The organism is Limnohabitans radicicola (assembly GCF_014837235.1).
Taxonomy (GTDB): domain Bacteria; phylum Pseudomonadota; class Gammaproteobacteria; order Burkholderiales; family Burkholderiaceae_C; genus Limnohabitans_A; species Limnohabitans_A radicicola.
Map to the genome: position 1 here is coordinate 467,755 of NZ_JACYFT010000001.1, position 23,165 is coordinate 490,919.

Below are 23,165 nucleotides of genomic sequence, written 5' to 3' on the forward strand. Positions count from 1 at the left end.
CGCTTTGGGTTTATTGCAGCGCCTGAACGCCTGCCACCAACCAGCCGCTGCCGCCTTGCTTGGGCTTGGTCATGTTCCAGACTTCGCGGAAGGGGCTCGGACCTGCAGACGCGTCTTCGCGGATCATGCCATTGAACTCCACACTGGCCATGTAGGTGTCGGTCAGCTCTTCGATGCCCAGCAGCTGGGCTTCGAGCATGACCACTTCGGTCTTGTTGGGCTGGCCAGGGAACTGGGCCTCGCGCTCGGCGAGCTGGCTGCGGATTTCGCCGACCATGGTGTCGGTCATCATCGAGCGCAGCGTGGCGATGTCGGAGCGGTCCCAGGCATCCTGCAAAGTCACGAAGTTGCGCTTGGCCGCATCCACAAAACCTGCCACGTCAAAGTCTGAGGGAATGCCCCAGCCTTGGTTGCCCTGCAAACCCGCACCGATCATGGAACCCGTCTGGGTCGGCGCTGCGCTGTCAAAACGGGTGTCATGGCTCTCCCAAGGGCGAGCCGAAGCGTCGTTGCCGACTTTTTCGGGGTTGTACTGCTTGAAGCTGGCAGGTTGATCCGCTGTGGCGCCAGCACCCTGATAGGCCAGCCCGCCCGTGGAAGCGGTACCCTGGCGGCGGCGCATGAACATGCCGATCAATGCCATCACGGCCACGCCGATCAGGATGAACATCAGCACATTGCCGAAAGCTTCACCCATGCCCAGGGAATGCGCCAACCAAGCCAGACCCAGACCTGCTGCCAGACCGCCGAGCATGGCACCCCAAGGCTTCTTGGTCGGTGCTGCTGCAGCGGGGGCAGGCTTGGGTGCCACAGGTGCCGCTTGTTGTGCAGGTGCGACAGGAGCCTGCGGGCGAACGGCTTCGCGCTGCGTCACCTGACCAGACTGCTGGCCCATGGATTTGCCTCCGCCAAGACGGCGGGCGGCTTCGGCGTTGAGGCTGCCCAGAGCCAGAATGGCAGCGAGCATCAGGGTCAGGAACTTGTTCACAGTGTCTCCAATGGCAAAAAATTCACGAATCGGGCATCAACATTTGATTCCGACGTGCAAGGCTACCACCCCAGCCGACAAATTGTGAAAATCCACATGCCCAAATCCGGCCTTTTTCATAAGGGTTTTCAGTGACTCCTGGTCCGGATGCATGCGAATCGACTCGGCCAAGTAGCGGTAACTGTCGGCATCACCCGCCACCAACTGCCCCATGTGCGGCAGGATCTTGAAGCTGTACCAGTCGTAGATTTTTTCCAGCGGCTTGGCCACTTTGGAAAACTCCAGCACCAGCAGCTTGCCGCCAGGCTGGAGCACACGGCACATCTCGGCCAAAGCCACATCCTTGTGTGTCATATTGCGCAGGCCAAAAGCCACGCTCACCACATTGAAATGGTTGCCCGGAAAAGGCAGCTTCTCGGCATCGCACACCAGCGTTGGCAACGCCAGGCCGTGGTCGAGCAAGCGGTCGCGACCTGTGCTGAGCATGGCCTCGTTGATGTCGGTGTGCACCACACGGCCTGTGGTGCCGACCTTTTTGGCAAACGCCATCGACAAGTCACCCGTACCGCCCGCGATGTCGAGCACCTGATCGCCTTCCTTGAGGTTGGCCACCTGCACGGTGTAGGCCTTCCAGACGCGGTGCAGACCCATCGACATGAGGTCGTTCATCACATCGTATTTCGATGCGACCGAGTCAAACACGCCGCGGACATGCTTGGCTTTTTCTTTTTCGTCGACGGTTTTGAAACCGAAATGGGTGGTGCTCATGGCGACCCTTCTGATCTGAAATTCAGTGGTTGTGACCGCAGCTGCTGCCGCCTTTTTCGGGCATGGGGGCGTCGCGGTCTGCGCCTGCCGCTTGCAGGCGCTCTTCGTACTGCTGCCACAAGGCAGTTTGCTGATCACCCAGGAAGTACAGGTACTCCCAGGTGAACAGACCCGAGTCGTGGCCGTCCGAGAAGGTCGGCTTGACGGCGTAATTGCCCACGGGTTCGATGTCGAGCAAGGTCACCTGGCGCTTGCCTGTTTGCAGCACCTCCTGACCCGGGCCGTGGCCCTGGACTTCGGCCGAGGGCGAGTAAATGCGCATCAGCTCGAACGGGATGCGGAACTGCGCCCCATCGGAAAAACCCACTTCCAGCACGCGGCTTTGGCCGTGCACGGTCAAGGACTCGGGCGTGGGGGTGTCTTTTTTCAAACCGGCCATGGGGTGCTTTCTGCGTTAAACCAGGACGCGCTCAATGCCACCGGCGTTCGCTGCGCTGACGTACTCGGGCATCCAGTTTTCGCCCAGGATGTGCTTGGCCATCTCGACCACGATGTAGTCAGCTTCGAGCAGGCCGTTTTGCAAGTCATCGCCATAGCGCGACAGACCTTGCAGGCAGCTGGGGCAACTGGTCAGGATCTTGACATTGTCTTTGGCCCCAACTGCACCGCTGGCGCGCAAAGCGGCTTCGCCCTTGCGGATCTCTTCTTCCTTGCGAAAGCGCACTTGCGTGGAAATGTCCGGGCGGGTCACCCCCAGCGTGCCAGATTCGCCGCAGCAGCGGTCAGACTTCAACACCTGGTCGCCCAGCAGGCCTTTGACCGTCTTCATCGGCTCTTGCAGCTTCATCGGTGTGTGGCAAGGGTCGTGGTACAGGTAGGCCCCCTGCGATTCGAGCTTGATGCCTTTTTCGAGCAGGTATTCGTGGATATCCACGATGCGGCAGCCTGGGAAGATCTTGTCGAACTCGTAGCCCTGCAACTGGTCGTAGCAGGTGCCGCAACTCACCACCACGGTCTTGATGTCGAGGTAGTTGAGTGTGTTGGCCACGCGGTGGAACAGCACGCGGTTGTCGGTGATGATCTTCTCGGCCTTGTCGAACTGGCCCGAGCCTTTTTGCGGGTAACCGCAGCACAGGTAACCTGGCGGCAGAACGGTCTGCACACCTGCGTGCCACAGCATGGCCTGGGTGGCCAGGCCCACCTGGCTGAAGAGGCGCTCGGAGCCGCAACCTGGGAAGTAGAAGACCGCTTCGGTTTCCGATGTGGTGGACTTGGGGTCACGGATGATGGGCACGTAATCGTTGTTCTCGATGTCGAGCAATGCGCGCGCGGTCTTCTTGGGCAGGTTGCCCGGCATCTTCTTGTTGATGAAGTGGATCACCTGCTCCTTGATGGGCGCAGCACCCACGGTGGCGGGCGGCGCACTGGTCTGCTTGCGAGCGATGCCCTTGAGCAGACCGGCCGCAAAACGCTGCGCCCGCATGCCCACCCCCACCATGGCGGCACGCGCGAGCTTGATGGTCTCGGGGTTGGTGGCGTTGAGCATGAACATGGCTGCGGCGTTGCCGGGCCGGAAGCTCTTTTGCCCCATCTTGCGCAGCAGGTTGCGCATGTTCATGGACACATCGCCAAAATCGATGTTCACCGGGCAAGGCGTCAGGCACTTGTGGCACACGGTGCAGTGGTCGGCCACGTCTTCAAACTCTTGCCAGTGCTTGATCGACACGCCACGGCGGGTCTGCTCTTCGTACAGGAAGGCTTCTACCAGCAAAGAGGTGGCAAGGATTTTGTTGCGTGGGCTGTAGAGCAAATTGGCACGCGGCACATGGGTCGAGCACACAGGCTTGCACTTGCCGCAGCGCAAGCAGTCCTTGACGCTGGCGGCGATCTCGCCAATGTCCGACTGCTGCATGATCAACGACTCGTGGCCCATCAAGCCAAAGCTGGGCGTGTAGGCGTGCGTCAGGTCGGCCGCGTGCACATCGTCACCCAAGCCAGTCAGGGCCGCGCCGCGCAGCAGCTTGCCTTTGTTGAAGCGCCCTTGTGGATCAACCTTGGCTTTGTAAGCAGAGAAGTTGGCCAACTCGGCGTCCGTCAAAAACTCCAGCTTGGTGATGCCGATGCCGTGCTCACCCGAAATCACGCCGTCCAGGCTGCGCGCCAGCACCATGATGCGTGCCACCGCTTCGTGGGCGGTCTGCAGCATCTCGTAGTTGTCGCTGTTCACGGGGATGTTGGTGTGCACATTGCCGTCACCGGCGTGCATGTGCAGCGCCACCCAAACGCGGCCCTTGAGCACACGCTGGTGGATGGCGGTGACTTCGGCCAGGATCGGCTGGAAAGCCGAGCCGGAGAAGATGTTTTGCAAAGCCGGACGGATCTGCATTTTCCAGCTGGCGCGCAAGCTGTGGTCTTGCAACTGGGGAAACAGCGCGTCCACCTGCGTCAGCCAGCCTTGCCACTGATCGCGCACCTCGCGCACCACGGCCAGGGCCTGCGCCACACGGTCTTCCAGCAACTCGGCCGAAGCGATTTCGTTGACGTCGTCTTGCTTGCCCAGGGGCAGGTTGCCGCGCTCCAGAAAGCTCTCCAGCTCGGCACAGAACTTGAGCTTGTTGCGCAGGGAGAGCTCGATGTTGATGCGCTCGATGCCATCGGTGTACTCGGCCATGCGCGGCAACGGAATCACCACGTCTTCATTGACCTTGAAGGCGTTGGTGTGGCGCGAGATGGCGGCCGTCTTTTTGCGGTCATGCCAGAACTTTTTGCGCGCTTCGGGACTGATGGCGATGAAGCCTTCGCCGCTGCGCGAATTGGCGATGCGCACGATCTCGCTGGTCGCCTTGGCCACGTCGTCGGCGTTGTCACCGGCGATGTCACCGATCAGCACCATCTTGGGAAAGCCGCCACGCTTGGATTTGGTGGAGTAACCCACGGCCCGCAGGTAGCGGTCGTCCAGGTGCTCCAGACCGGCCATCACGGTGCCGGTGCGCTTTTGCTCGGCGAACATGAAGTCTTTGATCTCGACGATGCTGGGCACAGCATTGCGGGCATGGCCAAAGAACTCCAGGCAGACGGTGCGGGTGTGCTCGGGCATGCGGTGCACGACCCAGCGGGCGCTGGTGATCAGGCCGTCACAGCCTTCCTTTTGCACGCCGGGCAGGCCCGAGAGGAACTTGTCGGTCACGTCCTTGCCCAGGCCTTCCTTGCGGAAAGTCTTGCCCGGGATCACCAGGGTTTCGGTGCGGATCGGGGTCTTGCCATCGGCTTTGAAGTAACGCAGCTCAAAGGTGGCCACTTCGGCGTCGTGGATCTTGCCCATGTTGTGGTCCATGCGCACCACGTCCAGCCATTCGGCGTCGGGCGTCACCATGCGCCAGCTGGCCAGGTTGTCGAGCGCCGTACCCCACAAAACCGCCTTTTTGCCGCCCGCGTTCATGGCGATGTTGCCGCCAATGCAGGAGGCTTCGGCCGAAGTCGGGTCGACGGCAAAGACAAAACCGCCGCGCTCGGCGGCATCGGCCACGCGCTGGGTCACCACACCGGCTTCGGTGTAAATGGTCGGGATCTTGTGCGCGATGCCAGGCAGGTCGACCATTTCGACCTCGGTCATGGCTTCGAGCTTTTCGGTGTTGATGACCGCGCTCTTCCAGGTCAGCGGGATCGCGCCCCCGGTATAGCCCGTGCCGCCGCCGCGCGGGACGATGGTCAGGCCCAGGTCGATGCAGCCTTTGACCAGGCCCGCCATTTCGGCTTCGGAGTCGGGGGTCAGCACCACAAAGGGGTACTCGACGCGCCAGTCGGTGGCGTCGGTCACATGGCTCACACGCGAGAGGCCGTCGAACTTGATGTTGTCCTTGGCCGTGAGGCGCCCCAGGGTCTTTTGCACCTGGCTGCGCAGCTTGGCGCGGTTGGCAAAGCGTTCGTTGAACTGGGCCACGGCCTGCCCGGCCAGGTCCAGCAAAGCCCCCACCAGGGCGTCGCGGGAGGTATCCACATCGGGCGTGCGGCGTTTTTGCACCTCGCCCAAGCGGTGCTGCAGGGCGTCCACCAGCAGTTTGCGGCGACCAGGGTTGTCCAGCAAATCGTCCTGCAAATAAGGGTTGCGGTCGACCACCCAGATGTCGCCCAGCACTTCATACAGCATGCGGGCCGAACGGCCTGTGCGGCGCTCCTGGCGCAGCTGGTTGAGCAGATCCCAGGCTTTTTCACCCAACAGGCGAACCACGATTTCGCGGTCAGAGAAGCTCGTGTAGTTGTAAGGGATCTCGCGCAGGCGCGGCGCATCGGCGTCGGCTTGCATCAAATGTTGGAGCGTGGTGGGTGCATTCATAGGGGATAAGGCGCGATCAGCCAGACCCGGACAGAGGCGTCAACCCGGCTGAGGCTGAATGTTACCGCAGTGCAACAAACACACGCCGGGGGTGGGGGCACCTGTCGCCCAGAGGTCTCGGGTCATGGAAACCCCGGGTTGTCGCGGTAAAGTCACGCCGGTTTAATGCTTTTGACATGTTCAGGTGCCAAAGTGCCCGTCTGCAATTGCCTATTTTTTAGGCAAATCAGGCACTTCCCTTTCTCTTATTCAGGAACCGCGATGAAACTCAAGCTCACCCTTTCTGCCTTGGCCCTGGGCCTGGCCAGCCTCTCCGCCCAAGCCCAGACTGAGATCCAGTGGTGGCACTCCATGGGCGGCGCCCTGGGCGAGTGGGTCAACGATCTGGCCAAAGACTTCAACGCCAGCCAAAAAGACTACAAAATCGTGCCGACCTTCAAGGGCAGCTACGACGAGTCCATGACCGCCGCGATCGCCGCCTACCGTGCGGGCAATGCTCCCCACATCCTGCAGGTGTTCGAAGTGGGCACCGCCACCATGATGGCCAGCAAAGGCGCCATCGTGCCCGTAGGCAAAGTCATGACCGACGCGGGCTTGAAATTTGACCAAAACGCCTATGTGCCTGCTGTGGCCGGTTACTACACCGCCCCCAACGGCCAAATGCTGAGCTTCCCATTCAACAGCTCCACGCCCGTCTTCCACTACAACAAAGATGCTTTCAAGGCCGCCGGACTGGACCCCAACACCCCGCCCACCACCTGGCCTGAAGTGGCTCTGGCTGCCGCCAAGCTCAAGGCCAGCGGCCACAAGTGCCCCTTCACCACCAGCTGGATCAGCTGGACGCAGCTGGAAAGCTTCTCGGCCTGGCACAACACCGAATTCGCCACCAAGGGCAACGGCATGCGCGGCATGGACGCACGACTGAGCTTCAACACCCCGCTGCATGTGCGCCACATCGACAACCTGGCCAACATGGCCAAGCAAGGTCTGTTCGTCTACAAGGGCCGGGGCAATGCAGCCGACGCCACCTTTGTCTCGGGCGAGTGCGCCATGGCCACCGGCTCCTCAGCGCTCTACGGCAGCGTGGTGCGCAACGGCAAATTTGGCTACGGCATTGGCACCCTGCCTTACTACCCTGATGTAGACGGCGCACCACAAAACACCGTGATCGGCGGTGCGAGCCTGTGGGTGATGAACGGCAAAAAAGCCCCCGAGTACAAAGGCGTGGCACAGTTCTTCGCCCACCTCTCCAAAGCCGATGTGGCTGCTGCCAGCCACCAACGCACAGGCTATCTGCCTGTCACCAAGGCCTCTTTTGAGCTGACCGAAAAGTCCGGTTTCTACAAAAAGAACCCTGGCACCGATGTGTCGGTCACCCAGATGATCCGCAAGACCACCGACAAGTCGCGTGGGGTGCGGTTGGGCAACTTTGTGCAAATCCGCACCATCATTGACGAGGAACTCGAAGGCGTCTGGAGCGGCAAAAAAGGCACCAAAGAAGCTCTGGACATGGCCATCAAACGCGGCAACGAACAGCTCGAACGCTTCGAAAAAGCCAACAAGTAAGCTCAGGCGCTGACCGCCGCCCCGGTCGCCCTTCATCGGCAAAGCAGAGGCTCAGGCTTCTGCTTTTGGCCATACCGGGGTGACTTTCAAAGCATTTATGGAAAAACGCGTCCGTTTCAAATCCCGCTGGCTGCCCTGGCTGCTGATCACACCGCAGTTGGGCATCGTGCTGGTGTTCTTTTTCTGGCCCGCTGCGCAAGCGCTCTACCAGAGTGTGCTGCAAGAAGACGCCTTTGGCGGCAGCCGAGAGTTTGTGGGCCTGGACAACTTTGCGCACCTGTGGAACGACGCCAGCTACCTGGCCTCGTTCAAGACGACGGCGGTGTTCTCCATTCTGGTCGCGGTATGTGGCCTGTCGGTATCACTGCTGCTGGCCACCATGGCTGACCGCGTGGGCCGGGGTGCCGGACTCTACAAAACCCTGCTGATTTGGCCCTACGCTGTGGCCCCGGCCGTGGCGGGCGTGCTGTGGTTGTTCATGTTCGCCTCGCCGATGGGGGTGGTCGCCTACGCTTTGCGTGCCATGGGGGTGGAGTGGAACCACCTGCTCAACGCCGACCACGCGATGGCGCTGATCGTGATGGCCGCCGTTTGGAAGCAGATTTCCTATAACTTCCTGTTTTTTCTGGCGGGGCTGCAGTCGATTCCCAAATCGCTGATCGAAGCGGCAGCCATCGACGGTGCCGGACCCTGGCGGCGTTTTTGGACCATCGTGTTCCCGCTGTTGTCGCCCACCACTTTCTTTTTGCTGGTGATCAACATCGTTTACGCCTTCTTTGACACCTTCGCCATCGTAGACGCCACCACCCACGGCGGTCCGGGCAAAGACACCGCCATTCTGGTCTACAAGGTGTACTACGACGGCTTCAAGGCACTGGACATGGGCAGCTCCGCCGCCCAGTCGGTGGTGCTGATGGGCATTGTGGTGGCGCTGACGGTGGTGCAGTTCCGCTTTGTGGAAAAGAAAGTCCAGTACTGATGTCCGGGAGCCTGACATGATCGAACGACGCCCCGGCCTGCAGATCCTTCGCCATCTGGTCTTGTTGATCGGGGTGGCGGTGGTGGCTTTTCCGTTGTACTTGACCTTTGTGGGGTCCACCCAGACCGCGCAGGAAATCAACCAGAGCGTGCCCATGTCCATGGCGCCAGGCAGCCACTTCTGGGAAACCTACAAACTCACATTGCTGGGTGGAGACAACTCACAGGGCAGCCCCTTGCCGGCCATGCTGCCCATGATGAAGATCAGCCTGGTCAGTGCACTCATCATCTCGATCGGCAAGATCGCGATTTCGCTGCTGTCGGCCTTTGCCATCGTGTATTTCCGCTTCCCGCTGCGCAACTTGGTGTTCTGGATGATTTTTGTCACCCTGATGCTGCCGGTCGAGGTGCGCATCAGCCCCACCTACGAAGTGGTTGCGGGACTGGGCCTGCTCAACAGCTTTGCAGGCCTCACAGTGCCCCTGATCGCCTCGGCCACAGCCACCTTCTTGTTTCGCCAGTTCTTTTTGACAGTGCCCGACGAGCTGGTGGAAGCGGCCCGCATCGACGGCGCGGGGCCCATGCGCTTTTTCAAAGACGTGCTGCTGCCGCTGTCGGCCACCAACATCGCAGCACTGTTCGTGATCCAGTTCATTTATGGCTGGAACCAGTACCTGTGGCCGCTGCTGGTGACCACCAACGAAGACATGTACCCCGTCGTGCTGGGCATCAAGCGCCTGATTTCAGGCGAGTCCTGGACCGAATGGAACGTGGTCATGGCCGCGGCCATCCTGGCCATGCTGCCCCCGGCACTGGTCGTGGTCCTGATGCAAAAATGGTTCGTCAAGGGCCTGGTAGACACGGAAAAGTAATGGCCTCCATCACCCTCTCCCACATCCTCAAAACCTACGGCACTGGCGCCAAGGCCAACACCGTCATCCACGACCTGAACGCGAGCATCGCTGACGGCGAGTTTGTGGTCATCGTCGGGCCCTCGGGTTGCGGCAAATCCACCTTGCTGCGCATGGTGGCGGGCCTGGAAGACATCTCGGGCGGCACGATCTCGATTGGCGAACGCGTGGTGAATGACCTGGAACCGGCCGAGCGCGACATCGCCATGGTGTTCCAGAACTACGCGCTGTACCCGCACATGAGCGTGTTCGACAACATGGCCTACGGCCTGAAGATCGCCAAGCGCCCGGCCGAAGAAATCAAGGCACGCGTGGACAAGGCGGCTGGCATTCTCGAACTGAGCCACCTGCTGCAGCGCAAGCCCCGTGAGTTGTCAGGTGGCCAGCGTCAGCGCGTGGCCATGGGCCGCGCCATCGTGCGCCAGCCGCAGGTCTTCCTGTTTGACGAGCCGCTGTCCAACCTCGACGCCAAGCTGCGCGCCCAGACCCGGCTGGAGATCCAGAAGCTGCACCGCGAATTGGGCATCACCAGCCTGTTTGTGACGCACGACCAGGTGGAAGCCATGACCCTGGCCCAGCGCATGATCGTGATGAACGGCGGCCACATGGAGCAGTTCGGCACGCCCGAAGAGGTCTACAACCGCCCGGCCAGCACCTTTGTGGCCAGCTTCATCGGCTCGCCGCCCATGAACTTGCTCCAGCGCGCACCGGGCACGCCCGACGGGCAAATTCTGGGCATCCGGCCCGAGCACTTGGACATCACGCCTTCCGGTGGCTGGACGCTGTCTGTGGACACGGTGGAGCTGCTGGGTGCCGAGCGTTTGGTGCACGCCCGTCTGGGCGACGAAACCCTCACACTGCGGCTGGACGAGTCGCTGCCCGCGCCACAACCGGGCACCACCTTCCACGCCACCCCCCGCGCAGACCGTGTGCACTGGTTCGATGCGCACACCCAAAAACGCATCGCCTGAATCGCACAGCATGCAGTACTGGCCCTACCCCCGCTGGATCGCCCACCGAGGCGCGGGCAAACTCGCCCCCGAAAACACCCTGGCCGCCTTCCGGCTGGGGGCCGAGCACGGCTACCGCATGTTCGAATGCGATGCCAAACTCAGCGCCGACGGTGTGGTATTTCTGATGCACGACGCCGCGCTGGAACGCACCACCAACGGCCACGGCATCGGTGGCGATCTTTCCTGGCAGGCGCTTTCACAACTGGACGCTGGCAGTTGGCATTCACGCGCCTTTGCGGGCGAGCCTTTACCCACCCTCGAAGCCCTGGCACGCTTTTGCCTGGCCAACCGCTACCTGCTCAACATCGAGATCAAGCCCACCCCGGGCGCCGAAGCGGCGACGGGCGACGCGGTTGCACGTCTGGCCGAACAACTGTGGCAAGGCGCCAAAGTGCCGCCACTGCTGACCTCGTTTAAACCCGACGCCCTGGCTGCCGCACAAGCAGCGGCCCCCAAGTTACCCCGTGGGCTGCTGGTGGACACGCTGTGGGATGGCTGGTTTCTCAAAGCCCAAGAACTCGGCTGCGTGGCGGTGGTCGCCAACTATGCCCTGTGGGACGCCACCACCGTGGCCCAGGTCCACGGGGCAGGCATGCGGTGCCTGAGCTACACCGTCAACGACGAGTGGGCCGCACAACACCTGCTGGCGCTGGGCACCGACGGCATCATCACAGACCGGGTGGACCTGTTCAGCCCGGACTGAATCAGTCGAGCTTGGCGCCCGACTTCTGAACCACGTCGGCCCAGCGGGGCATCTCGGCCGCCAGGAATTTGGCAAAGTCGTCTGCCCCCAGAAACGCCGGATCAGCCCCCTGAGACACCATGCGCGACCTGATGTCGGGCTGTGCCAGCACCGCCTTGAATGCGTCACTGAGTTTGCTCACCACATCTTTCGGTGTGCCTGCGGGAGCCAGGAAACCGTAGAAACCGACCACCTCGAAGTTTTTCAATCCGGATTCGATGGCCGTGGGCACATCGGGCAAGGCCGGGCTGCGTTCCCGACTGGTCACGGCCAAGGCCCGCACCTTGCCCTGCTTGTGGTACTGGGCGGCTTGCGGAATGCTCTCGGCCATGAATTGGACTTGCCCCGCCATCAGGTCGGTGAAGGCAGGCGCACTGCCCCGGTAAGGGATGTGCACCATGAACACGCCTGTGGCCGACTTGAACATCTCGGGCACCAGGTGACTGCTGCCGCCATTGCCGGCCGAGCCGTAATTGATCTGCCCAGGGCGGGCCTTGGCGTACTGGATGAACTCGGGCAAGGAGCTCACAGGCACCTTGGGGTTGACCAAAAAGGCCAGGGGCTGCATGGCCGTGCGCGCCACCGGCACAAAGTCACGCAGCGTGTTGTAGGGCAACTTGCTGTAGAGCGCCGGGTTGATGACCATCACTCCGGTGTTGGCCAGCATGAGGGTGTGACCATCTGCGGGGGCTTTCATGACTTCCTGGGCGCCCACCGTGCCGCCAGCACCTGACTTGTAGTCGATGATGACCGGCTGCCCGAGCTGGGCCTGCAGGCGGTCCGACAGGATGCGCGCATGCTGGTCCAGCGGCCCGCCCGCCGGAAAGCCCATGACGATGCGGATGGGTTTGGTCGGAAAGGCCCAAGCGGCAGAACTGCTCAGCCCAGCCAAAGCCACACAGACACAAGTCAACAAACCCCGGTAGATGGCGTTTTTCATCGAAAGCATCCTCATGTTCAGCCCCTTCATCGGCGTGTCCAACCACGGTGCATGGCCCATTCGGCCGTGGCGGCCAGAAAAATCAATGCAAAGTAAGTGCTCATTTTTCCGTCATGGCCCTGCAGCACCAGGCCTGCCACCAGCACCAGCAAACCCAGCACGGCATGGACCACCATGCGCCGTCCCCAAGGCGTGCCGCCGGGCCCCATGACCCAGCGCCCCGCACCGGGCATGAACAGTGCCATGGCGAATGCGGGCAGCACGAAGTTGAACAAATGCAAAACCAATTGCCAAAGGGTCATACAGACAGGTCAAAACACGGATAGGGCATTGTGCCTTGCGCCAACCGCCTGTCGGAGGGCCTTCTTCTAGGGGGTTTCTATAATCCAGCGCATGGCTGTCTGGACCCTGGGCTTGAATCACACGACCGCGCCGCTGGATTTGCGCGGCCGGTTTGCCTTTGCCTTGGACCAGCTCACGCCCACCCTCAGCGCCTTGCGCAGCGATCTGGCCAGCCAGACTTCGCAGCCCCCCGAAGCGGCCATCCTCTCGACCTGCAACCGCACCGAAATTTACTGCGCCGCAGACCAGGCCGCCACCGCCGACACCTTGCGCTGGCTGGCCCAAACGGGCGGTGTGACCCCGCAAGAGCTGCAGTCGCACACTTACCTGCTCGAAGGCGATGAAGTGGCCCGCCACGCTTTCCGCGTGGCCAGCGGGCTGGACTCCATGGTGCTGGGCGAGGCGCAGATCCTGGGTCAACTCAAGGACGCCGTGCGCGCTGCCGAAAACGCGGGAGCTCTGGGCACCACGCTCAACCAGTTGTTCCAGCGCAGCTTTGCGGTGGCCAAAGAGGTGCGCAGCTCCACCGAAATCGGGGCCCATTCGATCAGCATGGCCGCCGCCTCGGTGCGGCTGGCCAGCCAGCTGTTTGAAGACCTGAAAGACATACGCGTGCTGTTTGTGGGCGCGGGCGAGATGATCGAGCTGGTGGTGACCCACTTTGCGGCCAAGAACCCCAAATCGATGGCGATTGCCAACCGCACCATGGAACGAGGCGAAAAGCTGGCGGGCCGTTTTGGTGGCGAGGTCATGCGCCTGTCCGACCTGCCCTCGCGCCTGCACGAATTCGACGCGGTCATCAGCTGCACCGCCAGCACCTTGCCTTTGATCGGTCTGGGAACGGTGGAGCGGGCCCTCAAACAACGCAAGCACCGCCCCATGTTCATGGTCGATCTGGCGGTGCCACGCGACATCGAACCCGAGGTGAAGTCGCTGGACGATGTTTACCTCTACACCGTGGACGACCTGGCCAGCGTGGTGCAGGCCGGGCAAGCCCAGCGCCAGGCGGCTGTGGCCGAGGCCGAAGTGATCATCGACGCAGGGGTGCAGAGCTTCAAGCACTGGCTGGGCCAACGCGGCACGGTGCCCGTGATCCAGCAACTGCAGGAGCAGGCCGATGCCTGGCGTGAAGCCGAACTGGCCCGTGCCCGCAAGCTGCTGGCCAAGGGCGACAGCCCTGAGGCGGTGCTCGAATCCTTGTCGCGCGGCCTGACCCAAAAAATGCTGCACGGCGCGATGGCTGAGTTGCGCAGTGCCGACCCCGAGCACCGCGAGCAGACCGTGCAGACGGTACAGCGGCTCTTCTTGCGCCAGGAGCGTTAGCGCCACCACAGGCCATGCGCCTGTGCCCTGCCGCTGTGCCAACCTCGCGTGGCACCTGTCCCGTTCCTTGTGAGTGCCTTGCCTTGAAACCTTTTTTGATCCAGCAACTCGAACGCTACGCCGAACGCCTGGCCGAGCTGGACTTTTTGCTCTCGCGCGAAGACATCATGGCCGACATGGGCCAGTTCATGAAGCTTTCGCGTGAACACGCCGACGTGGCCGCCGTGGCCAGCCGCTACGCCCGCTACCAGCAGCGAAGCGCCGACCTGCGCGAAGCCCGCCAGATGCAGGCCGAGCTGCCCGAGAGCGATGAGATGCACGCCATGGCGGGCGAAGAAATCACCTCGGCCGAACACGAACTGACCGAGCTGGCCGCCGAGCTGCAGCGCATGTTGCTGCCCAAAGACCCGCAAGATGCCCGTCCGGCGTATCTGGAAATCCGCGCCGGAACCGGAGGCGACGAGTCGGCTTTGTTTGCAGGTGATCTGCTGCGCATGTACACCCGCTACGCCCAGGCCCAGGGCTGGAAGACGGAGCTGCTGTCCGAGTCGCCCAGCGAGTTGGGGGGCTACAAGGAAGTGGTGCTCCGCGTCGAGGGCGACAACGTTTACGGCGCGCTCAAGTTCGAGTCGGGCGGCCACCGGGTGCAGCGCGTGCCCGCCACCGAGACGCAAGGCCGCATCCACACCAGCGCCTGCACCGTGGCGGTGCTGGCCGAGCCCGATGAAGCCGAGGCGATCAAGATCAACCCATCGGACTTGCGCATCGACACCTACCGCGCCAGCGGTGCGGGTGGCCAGCACATCAACAAGACCGACTCGGCCGTGCGCATCACGCACTTGCCCACCGGCATCGTGGCCGAGTGCCAGGACGGCCGCAGCCAGCACAGCAATAAGGCCCAGGCCCTCAAGGTGTTGACCGCCCGCATCCAGGAAAAAGACCGGGCCGAACGCGCCGCCAAGGACGCGGCCCTGCGCAAGGGCCTGATCGGCAGCGGCGACCGCTCGGACCGCATCCGCACTTACAACTTCCCGCAGGGCCGCTGCACCGACCACCGCATCAACCTCACGCTCTACAAGCTGCCCTTCATCATGGAAGGCGATCTGAAAGACGTGATCGATGCCCTGCAGGCCGCGCGCCAGGCCGAGCAGCTGGCTGAGCTGGAGATTGGCGGCGTGGCATGACCCCCATCACCCTGGCCCAAAGCCTGCAGCAAGCCCAAATGCTGGGGCTGGCGCGCATCGATGCACAGCTGCTGCACCTGCATGCGCTGGGGCGTGAGCCGCATGACCGTGCCTGGCTGCTGGCCCACGATCGCGACGCCTTGCCTGCCGAGGTGCAGACCCAGCTCGAAGCTTTGCTGCAACGGCGCCTGGCGGGCGAACCCATCGCCTACATCACCGGGTTCAAAGAGTTCTTTGGCTTGCGGCTGCAGGTGGACGCCCGTGTGCTCGACCCGCGCCCCGACACCGAAACGCTGGTGGAATGGGCCCTGGACCTGCTGCCCGAGGGTTGCACCCAACGCGTGCTGGACCTGGGCACGGGCAGCGGCGCCGTGGCCCTGGCTCTGCAACACCAGCGCCCCAGCTGTAGCGTGACCGCCGTGGACGCCAGTGCCGACGCCCTGACTGTGGCCAGCGCCAACGCCCAACGATTGAACCTGCCTGTGCGCTTTGTGCAAAGCGACTGGATGGCCGCTGTACCTGGCACGTTTGAATTGATCGTTTCCAACCCGCCGTATGTGGCTGACAGCGACCCGCACCTGGCCGCCCTGACGCACGAGCCCCTGCAGGCCCTGACCAGTGGCGCAGATGGCCTGGATGACATCCGACACATCGTGGCCCAGGCCCCCAGCCACTTGGCCCCGGGCGGCTGGCTGCTGCTGGAGCACGGCTGGGACCAGGCGCAGGCAGTGCAGGCCCTGCTGGCGAGCGCCGGATTTGAATCGGTGCAGTCGCGCCGGGATCTGGCGGGCGCCGAACGCTGCACAGGCGGGCGCCTGGCCCAGTCAAAAAACACCTGACCCTGGGGCAGACCTGCGCACTGCGGGCCCCAGGCACGCAGGCGACAGGCGACGTGCCCCATCGGTGTTCTCCCCGATGCGCCACAGGCGCAATTGCCCCAGCATGTGGATTCAGGTCACTCCCTTGCAACAGGAAAAACACCATGGAATTCATGCCCGGCAAACTCATCAAAGCATTTGTGAGCGCCAGCTGCGTGCTGGCTTGCGGCTTGGCTGCCGCGCAAACCTATCCCAGCAAGCCCATCAGTCTGGTGGTGCCGTTTGCGGCGGGTGGCCCCACCGACATCGTGGCGCGCACGCTGGCGGCCACCATGAGCAAGTCCTTGGGCCAAACCGTGCTGGTGGAAAACAAGGTCGGCGCTGGCGGCACCCTGGCCGCTGCCTATGTGGCCAAGGCCAACCCCGATGGTTACACCTTCCTGATCCACCACAACGGCATGTCGACCGCGCCTGCGCTGTACCGCAAATTGCCCTACAACCCGCTGACCGACTTCGAGTACGTCAGCCAGGTCGTGGACGTCCCCATGACTTTGCTGGGCCGCAAGGACCTGCCTGCCAAAAACCTGCAGGAGCTGAGCAGCCACGTCAAAGCCAACGCCAAGAACATCAACCTGGCCAACGCGGGCCTGGGGGCGGTGTCGCATCTGTGCGGCATGCTGTTTCAGCAAGCGCTGGGGGTGGACCTGACCACGGTGCCGTTTTCAGGCACCGCGCCTGCCATGAACGCCTTGCTGGGCGGGCAGGTGGATCTGTTGTGTGACCAAACCACCCAAACCACGCAGCACATCAAGGCGGGCACCGTGCGCATGTACGGCGTGACCACCAAACAGCGCATCCGCGCCCTGCCCGACGCCCTCACGCTCCACGAAAGCGGCATGAAGGATTTCGAGGTCATTGTCTGGCATGGTGTCTACGCGCCCAAGGGCACACCCGCTGCCGTGATCGACAAAGTGGGTTCGGCCATCCGCACCAGTCTCAAAGACCCTGCGTTCACCGCGCGCATGGCCGATCTGGGGGCCGAAATCGTGCCGGAAGCCAAGCAGACTTCTGAAGGCCTGCGCAGCTGGCTGCAGTCTGAAATCGGCAAATGGGGCCCGGTGATCCGCTCGGCGGGCGTCTACGCCGACTGAGGTTATTGCAGATCCCCATCGCAGGCCCTCCCCTCTGGGGCTTGCGATTGTCCCCGCGGCCGACGACCCCTTAGCGCGGTGCAGGCTTTCAATCAGAGGGATAATCCACCCATCTGACAAAAGCCCCATTTGGAGTAAAGACCATGAGCGACACCCAGCAACGCATCGACGAACTCGTCAAAGGCAACGAGATCTTGCTGTTCATGAAAGGCAGCGCCAGCTTCCCCATGTGCGGCTTCTCAGGCCGCGCCATCCAGATCCTCAAAGCCTGCGGCGTGGACCCCAAGACGGTCAAAACCGTGAACGTGCTGGACGACGCTGAAATCCGCCAGGGCATCAAGGAATACAGCAACTGGCCCACCATCCCGCAGCTCTACATCAAAGGCGAATTCATCGGCGGCTCGGACATCATGATGGACATGTACGAATCGGGCGAACTGCAGCAAGTGATCAGCGGCCAAGCCTGAACGACCACTGCCCCGGATTCAAAGCCACCTGCGGGTGGCTTTTTTCATGTCAATCGACCACCTGCCGCCAAGCGCGCTGCGCAGCCATGACCGCGTTGGGGTAAGCGGCCTGTCCGCGTGAGCCGTTATACCGGCCCAGGCCCATGAAAGCGTCACCCGCTTCGCGGTCGAGCAGGTAACGCAAGATCACGCAGCCAAACCGCAGGTTGGTCTGCATGTGAAAGAGCCGCCCTGCGTCGCCATCGCCGATCAGGCGGGCCCAGAAAGGCATGATTTGCATGTACCCCAGTGCCCCGGCGCTGGAGACAGCGTGTTTGCGAAACCCACTCTCGACTTGCACCAGCCCCAAGACCAGGGATAAGGAGAGACCCGCTCGACGCGTTTCGTACCAGAGGGTTTGCAAAAATTCCTGCCGCTCCACCGGGTGGGGCATGTAAGAGGTCAGGCGTGTGCTGCAGGCCAGCAGCCATCGGTCATGGGCCTGCCGCTCGTCGGCAGAGGTAAAGATCAACGCTGGCGGCGCACTGCCGGCCACAGCGGCGCTCAAGGCCGTGCGCACGGCGTGAGACAGTGGCTCCTCAATCTGCCGCCCGGCCATCGCGGGCGACACGGGCCACAAGCCCGCCGCGCAAGTCGCCAAAACAAGGCGCCGGGTCAGTGCTTGCGGGCTGGGCTCAGCGGCCATCACCGCACCCTGGGGCAGCTGCTGGCTGCTGGCGCATGTCGGTGTCAGGCCGACTTCAAGCCGACAAACGGCCCAGGATGAAGTCCAACACCTCAGCCGCCGGCACCTTGGACGCCTCGGTGTCGCGGCGGTGCTGGTACTCGACCTGACCGTCCTTGAGGCCTTTGTCACCGATCGTGATGCGATGTGGCACACCGATCAGCTCCCAGTCGGCAAACATGGCGCCGGGCCGCTCGCCGCGGTCGTCCAGGATCACGTCCACACCTGCAGCCAAGAGGCCGTTGTAGATGCGCTCGGCTTCCAGCTTGACCGCTTCGCTGCGGTCCATGCCGATGGGGCAGACCACCACAGTGAAAGGGGCGATGGCGTCTGGCCAAATGATGCCGCGCTCGTCGTGGTTTTGCTCGATGGCAGCAGCAGGCAGGCGCGTCACGCCAATGCCGTAGCAACCCATTTCGAGGAATTGCGGCTTGCCGTCTTCGCCCAGGAAAGTGGCGTTCATGGCCTTGGAGTACTTGGTGCCCAGGTAGAAAACATGGCCGACTTCAATGCCACGCTCAATGGCCAGTTCGCCCTGGCCGTCGGGCGATTTGTCGCCCGCGACCACGTTGCGGATGTCGGCCACCAGCGCGGGCTCGGGCAAGTCGCGGCCCCAATTGACGCCAGTGATGTGGAAGTCTTCTTCGTTGGCGCCGCAGATCCAGTCGGCCATGACGGCCACGTCGCGGTCGGCCACCAAGTGCACGGGCTTTTTGAGGTTCAGCGGACCCAGGTAACCAGGCTTGCAGCCAAAGTGCTCTTCGATCTCGCTCAAGGTCGCAAAGCGGAAACGGCCTTCCATGCCAGGCAGTTTGCCGACCTTGACTTCATTCATGTCGTGGTCGCCACGCAGCAGCAAGAGCCAGACTTGGGATTTGACGATCTCCCCCTGCTCATCGAGCGTGTCGGTGGCCAGCACCAGCGATTTGACGGTGGTGGACAGCGGCACGTTCAGCAAGGCGGCCACGTCTTCGCAGGTGCTCTTGCCGGGTGTTGGGGTCTTGGTCAGCGCTTGTGTGGCCGCGCCGCGTGGCTGGCTGGGGGCCAGGGCCTCGGCCTTTTCCATGTTGGCGGCGTAGTCGCTGCCCGGGCAGTACACGATGGCGTCTTCACCCGTGGCGGCGATCACCTGGAACTCTTCGGACAGGTCACCCCCGATGGCACCGCTGTCGGCGGCCACAGCACGGTAGGTCAGGCCAAAGCGGTCAAAGATGCGTCGGTAGGCCGCGGCCATCACCTGGTAGCTGGCCTTGGCGCTCGCCATGTCGCGGTCAAAGCTGTAGGCGTCTTTCATGATGAATTCGCGGCCACGCATCAGGCCAAAGCGAGGGCGGCGCTCGTCGCGGAACTTGGTCTGGATCTGGTAAAAGTTTTTGGGCAGCTGTTTGTAGCTGCGCACTTCCTGGCGCACCACGTCGGTCACGACTTCTTCGCTGGTGGGCTGGATCACAAAATCACGACCGTGGCGGTCCTTGATGCGCAAGAGCTCGGGGCCCATCTTGTCAAAGCGACCTGTCTCCTGCCACAGCTCGGCCGGTTGCACCACGGGCATGGTCATCTCGATGGCACCCGCGCGGTTCATCTCTTCGCGCACGATGGCCTCGACCTTGCGGATCACCCGCAGGCCCATGGGCATGTAGTTGTAGATGCCAGCGCCCAGTTTCTTGATCATGCCGGCACGGGTCATCAGCTTGTGGCTGACCACTTCGGCGTCGGCAGGTGCCTCTTTGAGGGTGGAGATCAGGAATTGAGAAGCTTTCATCGCGACGAACCAATAAATCTGGGTAAATCAGGGAAACATCCAAGAGCCAAGGCCAGTGCGGCGTGCATAATGGACACAATTTAAAAATTTGGGGTTGATTATGCTTGACCGTGAAGGCTTTAGGCCGAACGTCGGCATCATTCTGCTCAACCAGAAAAACCAGGTGTTCTGGGGCAAGCGCATCCGCACCCACAGCTGGCAGTTTCCGCAGGGCGGCATCGACCGGGGCGAGAGTCCCGAGCAGGCCATGTTCCGCGAGCTGCATGAAGAGGTGGGGCTCCATCCGGAGCATGTGCGCATCGTGGCCCGCACCCGCGACTGGTTGCGCTATGAAGTGCCAGACCGCTTCATCCGCAGGGATGCACGCGGTTTTTACAAGGGCCAGAAACAGATCTGGTACCTGCTGCAATTGGTCACGCACGACCACCACCTGAACCTGCGCGCCACCGACCACCCGGAATTCGACGCCTGGCGTTGGAACGACTACTGGGTCCCGCTCGATGTGGTGGTGGAGTTCAAGCGCGGCGTGTACGAAATGGCGCTGACCGAGTTGGCGCGCTTTCTGCCGCGCCAGGATCGACATAACCGCTACCTGCGTGGCGGGCCGCGCGGCCCACGCGAAGAACAGGAATCGGCAGCAGCCGCCGCCGAGCGGCAGCCCCCCATGCACATGGAGCTGCCACCGGGCGCCAGCTTTGACCCCAACCCACCGGGTTGACAGCATCTGCAACCTCCGGCTTGAGTTCACACCACACCTGCCCAGACGCCCACAAAAAAGCCCGCAATTGCGGGCTTTTGACTTTCAGCGGCTGAGGATCAGGTTGTCCCGGTGCACCATCTCGGGCTCGGCGGTGTAGCCCAGCAGGTTTTCGTATTCGTGCGAAGGCTTGCGGCACAGCAATCGGGCCTCGGCGCTGGCGTAGTTGGCCAGCCCTCGGGCGATTTCAATGCCCTGCGCATCGCGGATGGCGATCACATCGCCGCGCGAAAAATCGCCATCGACCCCTGTCATGCCGATCGGCAACAGGCTCTTGCCCTCGGTCAGCACCTTGTGGGCTGCGCCTGCATCCACCGTGACCGAACCTCGCAGCTGCAAATGGTCGGCCATCCACTGCTTGCGGGCCTGTTGCTTGGCCGTTTGCGCCACCAGCAGCGTGCCCATGTTGTCGCCTTGGCACAAGCGAAGCAAAGCATCAGGCTCCCGCCCCCAGGCGATCACGGTCGATGCACCCGATCCAGCCGCACGTTTGGCGGCCAGGATTTTGGTGATCATGCCGCCCTTGCCAATGCTCGAGCCTGCGCCGCCCGCCATGGTCTCCAGCACCGGGTCCCCGGCACGGGCCTCGTGCACAAAAGTGGCTGCCGGGTCCTTGCGCGGGTCGGCGGTGTACAGGCCCTTCTGGTCGGTCAGGATGACCAACACATCGGCTTCCACCAGGTTGGCCACCAGGGCGCCCAGGGTGTCGTTGTCACCGAACTTGATTTCGTCGTTGACCACCGTGTCGTTTTCGTTGATCACGGGCAGCACGCGGTGCTGCAGCAAGGTCAGCAAGGTCGAGCGGGCGTTGAGGTAACGCTCCCGGTCGGCCAGGTCGGCGTGCGTGAGCAGGACTTGGGCACTGCCCATGCCGTTTTCGCGCAGTTTGGTTTCGTACATCTGCGCCAGACCCATCTGGCCCACGGCAGCAGCGGCCTGCAGCGCGGGCACTTCGCTGGGGCGGGTGGTCCAGCCCAGGCGCTTCATGCCTTCGGCGATCGCACCGCTGGAGACCATGACCACCTCTTTGCCCTGCCCCACCAGCAAAGCCATCTGGCGACACCACTCACCGATCGCAGCCTCGTCCAGGCCACGGCCTTCGTTGGTCACCAAGCTGGAGCCCACCTTGACCACGATGCGACGGGCATCACGCAAAACGGAAGAGAGGGCAGGAGTGGTCATGCTCGAAATGGTTGCGGCCTCAGTCAAAGGCCAGGATGGTGCGGGCAGGTCAATCGGGCTTCTTGAAGCGCGGATCGTCCAGCTCGGGCTCTTGCGCCTTGAAGCGGGGATCAACGTCGATCGGGCCCTGCTCTTCAATTTGCTGCGCCTTGATGTGCTTGTAGATTTCCTTGATCAAAGGCTCGCAGCCCTCGCGCGTCAGAGCGGAGATCTCGAACACCGGGCCCTTGTAGCGCATGCGTTTGATGAAGTCCTTGACGCGGGCTTCGCGCTCATCGGCAGGCACCATGTCCAGCTTGTTGAGCACCAGCCAGCGCGGCTTGTTGTACAAGCCCGGGTCGTATTTCTTGAGTTCGGCCACGATGGCCTTGGCCTGCTGTACCGGGTCCACGTTGTCATCGAACGGTGCAAAGTCCACCACATGCAGCAGCAAGCGGGTGCGCTGCAAATGGCGCAGGAACAAGTGGCCCAGGCCAGCCCCCTCGGAGGCACCTTCGATGAGTCCAGGCACATCGGCCACCACAAAACTTTGCTCGGGGCCCACGCGGACCACGCCCAAATTGGGGTGCAAAGTGGTGAAAGGGTAGTCGGCGATCTTGGGGCGGGCGTTGGACACGGCCGCAATGAACGTGGACTTGCCCGCGTTGGGCATGCCCAGCAGGCCCACATCGGCCAGCACCTTCAGCTCCAGCTTCAGGCTCTTGCGCTCGCCTTCGTGGCCAGGTGTTTTCTGGCGCGGCGCGCGGTTGATCGCGCTCTTGAAGCGCATGTTGCCAAAACCACCATCGCCGCCTTTGGCGATCATGATGGTCTCGCCCGGCACCAGCAGCTCATACAACACTTCGCCAGTTTCGGCGTCGGTGATGATGGTGCCTACGGGCATCTTGAGGGTGACATCGTCGCCCGCAGCGCCGAACATGTCGGAGCCCATACCGTGTTGGCCACGCTTGGCTTCGTGGCGACGCGAGTAGCGGTAGTCCACCAGGGTGTTCAGGTTGACATCGGCAATGGCAAACACATGGCCGCCGCGCCCACCGTCGCCCCCGTTGGGGCCGCCGAATTCTTTGTACTTCTCATGACGGAACGAGACGCAGCCGTTCCCGCCGTCACCTGCGGCGATGTCAATATAGGCTTCGTCAACGAACTTCATGGGGTATCCAGTTTATCTGAGGGCGATGTCGGAGAGGACTGATGGACTCGCCAGAGGCCAGAAAGC

The 23,165-nt window shown here is 62.6% G+C and carries 21 protein-coding genes; 11 read left to right on the plus strand and 10 right to left on the minus strand.

The genetic code is table 11. The annotated features are described in order from the left end of the window. Positions 1-10: 10 nt before the first annotated feature. Genes IC609_RS02350 through IC609_RS02365 form a run of 4 tightly spaced genes read right to left on the minus strand, consistent with a single transcriptional unit; the run spans position 11 to position 6,089 of the window. Positions 11-988: a Tim44 domain-containing protein gene (locus tag IC609_RS02350; protein WP_333473619.1), complete on the minus strand. Its 978-nt coding sequence runs from the start codon at positions 986-988 to the stop codon at positions 11-13. Positions 989-1,024: 36 nt separating this feature from the next. Further along, positions 1,025-1,756, minus strand: a complete 732-nt coding sequence (ubiE, locus tag IC609_RS02355) for a bifunctional demethylmenaquinone methyltransferase/2-methoxy-6-polyprenyl-1,4-benzoquinol methylase UbiE (protein ID WP_191817839.1) — start codon at positions 1,754-1,756, stop codon at positions 1,025-1,027. Positions 1,757-1,778: 22 nt separating this feature from the next. Next, the gene (locus tag IC609_RS02360; protein WP_191817840.1) at positions 1,779-2,195 is read right to left on the minus strand and encodes a gamma-butyrobetaine hydroxylase-like domain-containing protein; all 417 of its coding nucleotides are present in this window, start codon (positions 2,193-2,195) and stop codon (positions 1,779-1,781) included. A gap of 15 nt (positions 2,196-2,210) precedes the next feature. Then, positions 2,211-6,089 (minus strand): DUF3683 domain-containing protein, encoded by a 3,879-nt coding sequence (locus IC609_RS02365; protein WP_191817841.1) that lies wholly within the window; start codon positions 6,087-6,089, stop codon positions 2,211-2,213. A gap of 261 nt (positions 6,090-6,350) precedes the next feature. Between IC609_RS02365 and ugpB the strand changes: the two genes are divergently transcribed. The 5 genes from ugpB (at position 6,351) to ugpQ (ending at position 11,260) form a co-directional block, all read left to right on the plus strand. After that, positions 6,351-7,655, plus strand: coding sequence for a sn-glycerol-3-phosphate ABC transporter substrate-binding protein UgpB (ugpB, locus tag IC609_RS02370; protein WP_191817842.1), 1,305 nt, complete (start codon positions 6,351-6,353; stop codon positions 7,653-7,655). A 97-nt stretch (positions 7,656-7,752) separates the two neighbouring features. Next, positions 7,753-8,634 (plus strand): sn-glycerol-3-phosphate ABC transporter permease UgpA, encoded by an 882-nt coding sequence (gene ugpA, locus IC609_RS02375; protein WP_191817843.1) that lies wholly within the window; start codon positions 7,753-7,755, stop codon positions 8,632-8,634. Positions 8,635-8,650: 16 nt separating this feature from the next. Beyond that, positions 8,651-9,505 carry a sn-glycerol-3-phosphate ABC transporter permease UgpE gene (ugpE, locus tag IC609_RS02380; protein WP_191817844.1) on the plus strand — a complete coding sequence of 285 codons (855 nt, stop codon included), beginning with the start codon at positions 8,651-8,653 and terminating at the stop codon, positions 9,503-9,505. Continuing rightward, entirely contained in the window at positions 9,505-10,515 is a 1,011-nt protein-coding gene (gene ugpC / locus IC609_RS02385) for a sn-glycerol-3-phosphate ABC transporter ATP-binding protein UgpC (protein ID WP_191817845.1), read from the plus strand. Before ugpE ends, ugpC begins: the two co-directional genes overlap by 1 nt. Further along, positions 10,487-11,260 (plus strand): glycerophosphodiester phosphodiesterase, encoded by a 774-nt coding sequence (gene ugpQ, locus IC609_RS02390; protein ID WP_225223961.1) that lies wholly within the window; start codon positions 10,487-10,489, stop codon positions 11,258-11,260. Before ugpC ends, ugpQ begins: the two co-directional genes overlap by 29 nt. Position 11,261: 1 nt before the next feature. On the opposite strand, the gene IC609_RS02395 is transcribed toward ugpQ, so the two are convergent. Then, on the minus strand, positions 11,262-12,239 hold the full coding sequence (locus IC609_RS02395; RefSeq protein ID WP_191817847.1) for a Bug family tripartite tricarboxylate transporter substrate binding protein: 978 nt from the start codon (positions 12,237-12,239) through the stop codon (positions 11,262-11,264). A gap of 26 nt (positions 12,240-12,265) precedes the next feature. Next, positions 12,266-12,541 (minus strand): hypothetical protein, encoded by a 276-nt coding sequence (locus tag IC609_RS02400; RefSeq protein ID WP_191817848.1) that lies wholly within the window; start codon positions 12,539-12,541, stop codon positions 12,266-12,268. 91 nt (positions 12,542-12,632) lie between these two features. On the opposite strand from IC609_RS02400, the gene hemA reads away from it, so the two are divergent. The 5 genes from hemA (at position 12,633) to grxD (ending at position 17,524) form a co-directional block, all read left to right on the plus strand. Then, complete coding sequence (hemA, locus tag IC609_RS02405) at positions 12,633-13,904, plus strand: glutamyl-tRNA reductase (protein ID WP_191817849.1); 1,272 nt, start codon at positions 12,633-12,635, stop codon at positions 13,902-13,904. Positions 13,905-13,987: 83 nt separating this feature from the next. Beyond that, positions 13,988-15,088: a peptide chain release factor 1 gene (gene prfA, locus IC609_RS02410; protein ID WP_191817850.1), complete on the plus strand. Its 1,101-nt coding sequence runs from the start codon at positions 13,988-13,990 to the stop codon at positions 15,086-15,088. Further along, positions 15,085-15,927: a peptide chain release factor N(5)-glutamine methyltransferase gene (gene prmC, locus IC609_RS02415; protein WP_191817851.1), complete on the plus strand. Its 843-nt coding sequence runs from the start codon at positions 15,085-15,087 to the stop codon at positions 15,925-15,927. Before prfA ends, prmC begins: the two co-directional genes overlap by 4 nt. Positions 15,928-16,079: 152 nt before the next feature. Then, the gene (locus tag IC609_RS02420) at positions 16,080-17,057 is read left to right on the plus strand and encodes a tripartite tricarboxylate transporter substrate-binding protein (RefSeq protein WP_408611008.1); all 978 of its coding nucleotides are present in this window, start codon (positions 16,080-16,082) and stop codon (positions 17,055-17,057) included. Between the two features lie 143 nt (positions 17,058-17,200). Then, the gene (gene grxD / locus IC609_RS02425; protein WP_191817853.1) at positions 17,201-17,524 is read left to right on the plus strand and encodes a Grx4 family monothiol glutaredoxin; all 324 of its coding nucleotides are present in this window, start codon (positions 17,201-17,203) and stop codon (positions 17,522-17,524) included. Positions 17,525-17,573: 49 nt separating this feature from the next. On the opposite strand, the gene IC609_RS02430 is transcribed toward grxD, so the two are convergent. Together IC609_RS02430 and IC609_RS02435 are read right to left on the minus strand one after the other, a co-directional pair. Beyond that, the gene (locus IC609_RS02430; protein WP_191817854.1) at positions 17,574-18,209 is read right to left on the minus strand and encodes a lytic transglycosylase domain-containing protein; all 636 of its coding nucleotides are present in this window, start codon (positions 18,207-18,209) and stop codon (positions 17,574-17,576) included. Between the two features lie 55 nt (positions 18,210-18,264). Continuing rightward, the gene (locus IC609_RS02435; protein WP_191817855.1) at positions 18,265-20,010 is read right to left on the minus strand and encodes a proline--tRNA ligase; all 1,746 of its coding nucleotides are present in this window, start codon (positions 20,008-20,010) and stop codon (positions 18,265-18,267) included. 100 nt (positions 20,011-20,110) lie between these two features. On the opposite strand from IC609_RS02435, the gene IC609_RS02440 reads away from it, so the two are divergent. After that, complete coding sequence (locus IC609_RS02440; protein ID WP_191817856.1) at positions 20,111-20,728, plus strand: RNA pyrophosphohydrolase; 618 nt, start codon at positions 20,111-20,113, stop codon at positions 20,726-20,728. 84 nt (positions 20,729-20,812) lie between these two features. On the opposite strand, the gene proB is transcribed toward IC609_RS02440, so the two are convergent. After that, positions 20,813-21,949 (minus strand): glutamate 5-kinase, encoded by a 1,137-nt coding sequence (gene proB / locus IC609_RS02445; RefSeq protein ID WP_191817857.1) that lies wholly within the window; start codon positions 21,947-21,949, stop codon positions 20,813-20,815. 49 nt (positions 21,950-21,998) lie between these two features. After that, positions 21,999-23,099 carry an Obg family GTPase CgtA gene (gene cgtA / locus IC609_RS02450; protein WP_191817858.1) on the minus strand — a complete coding sequence of 367 codons (1,101 nt, stop codon included), beginning with the start codon at positions 23,097-23,099 and terminating at the stop codon, positions 21,999-22,001. Positions 23,100-23,165: the final 66 nt, after the last annotated feature.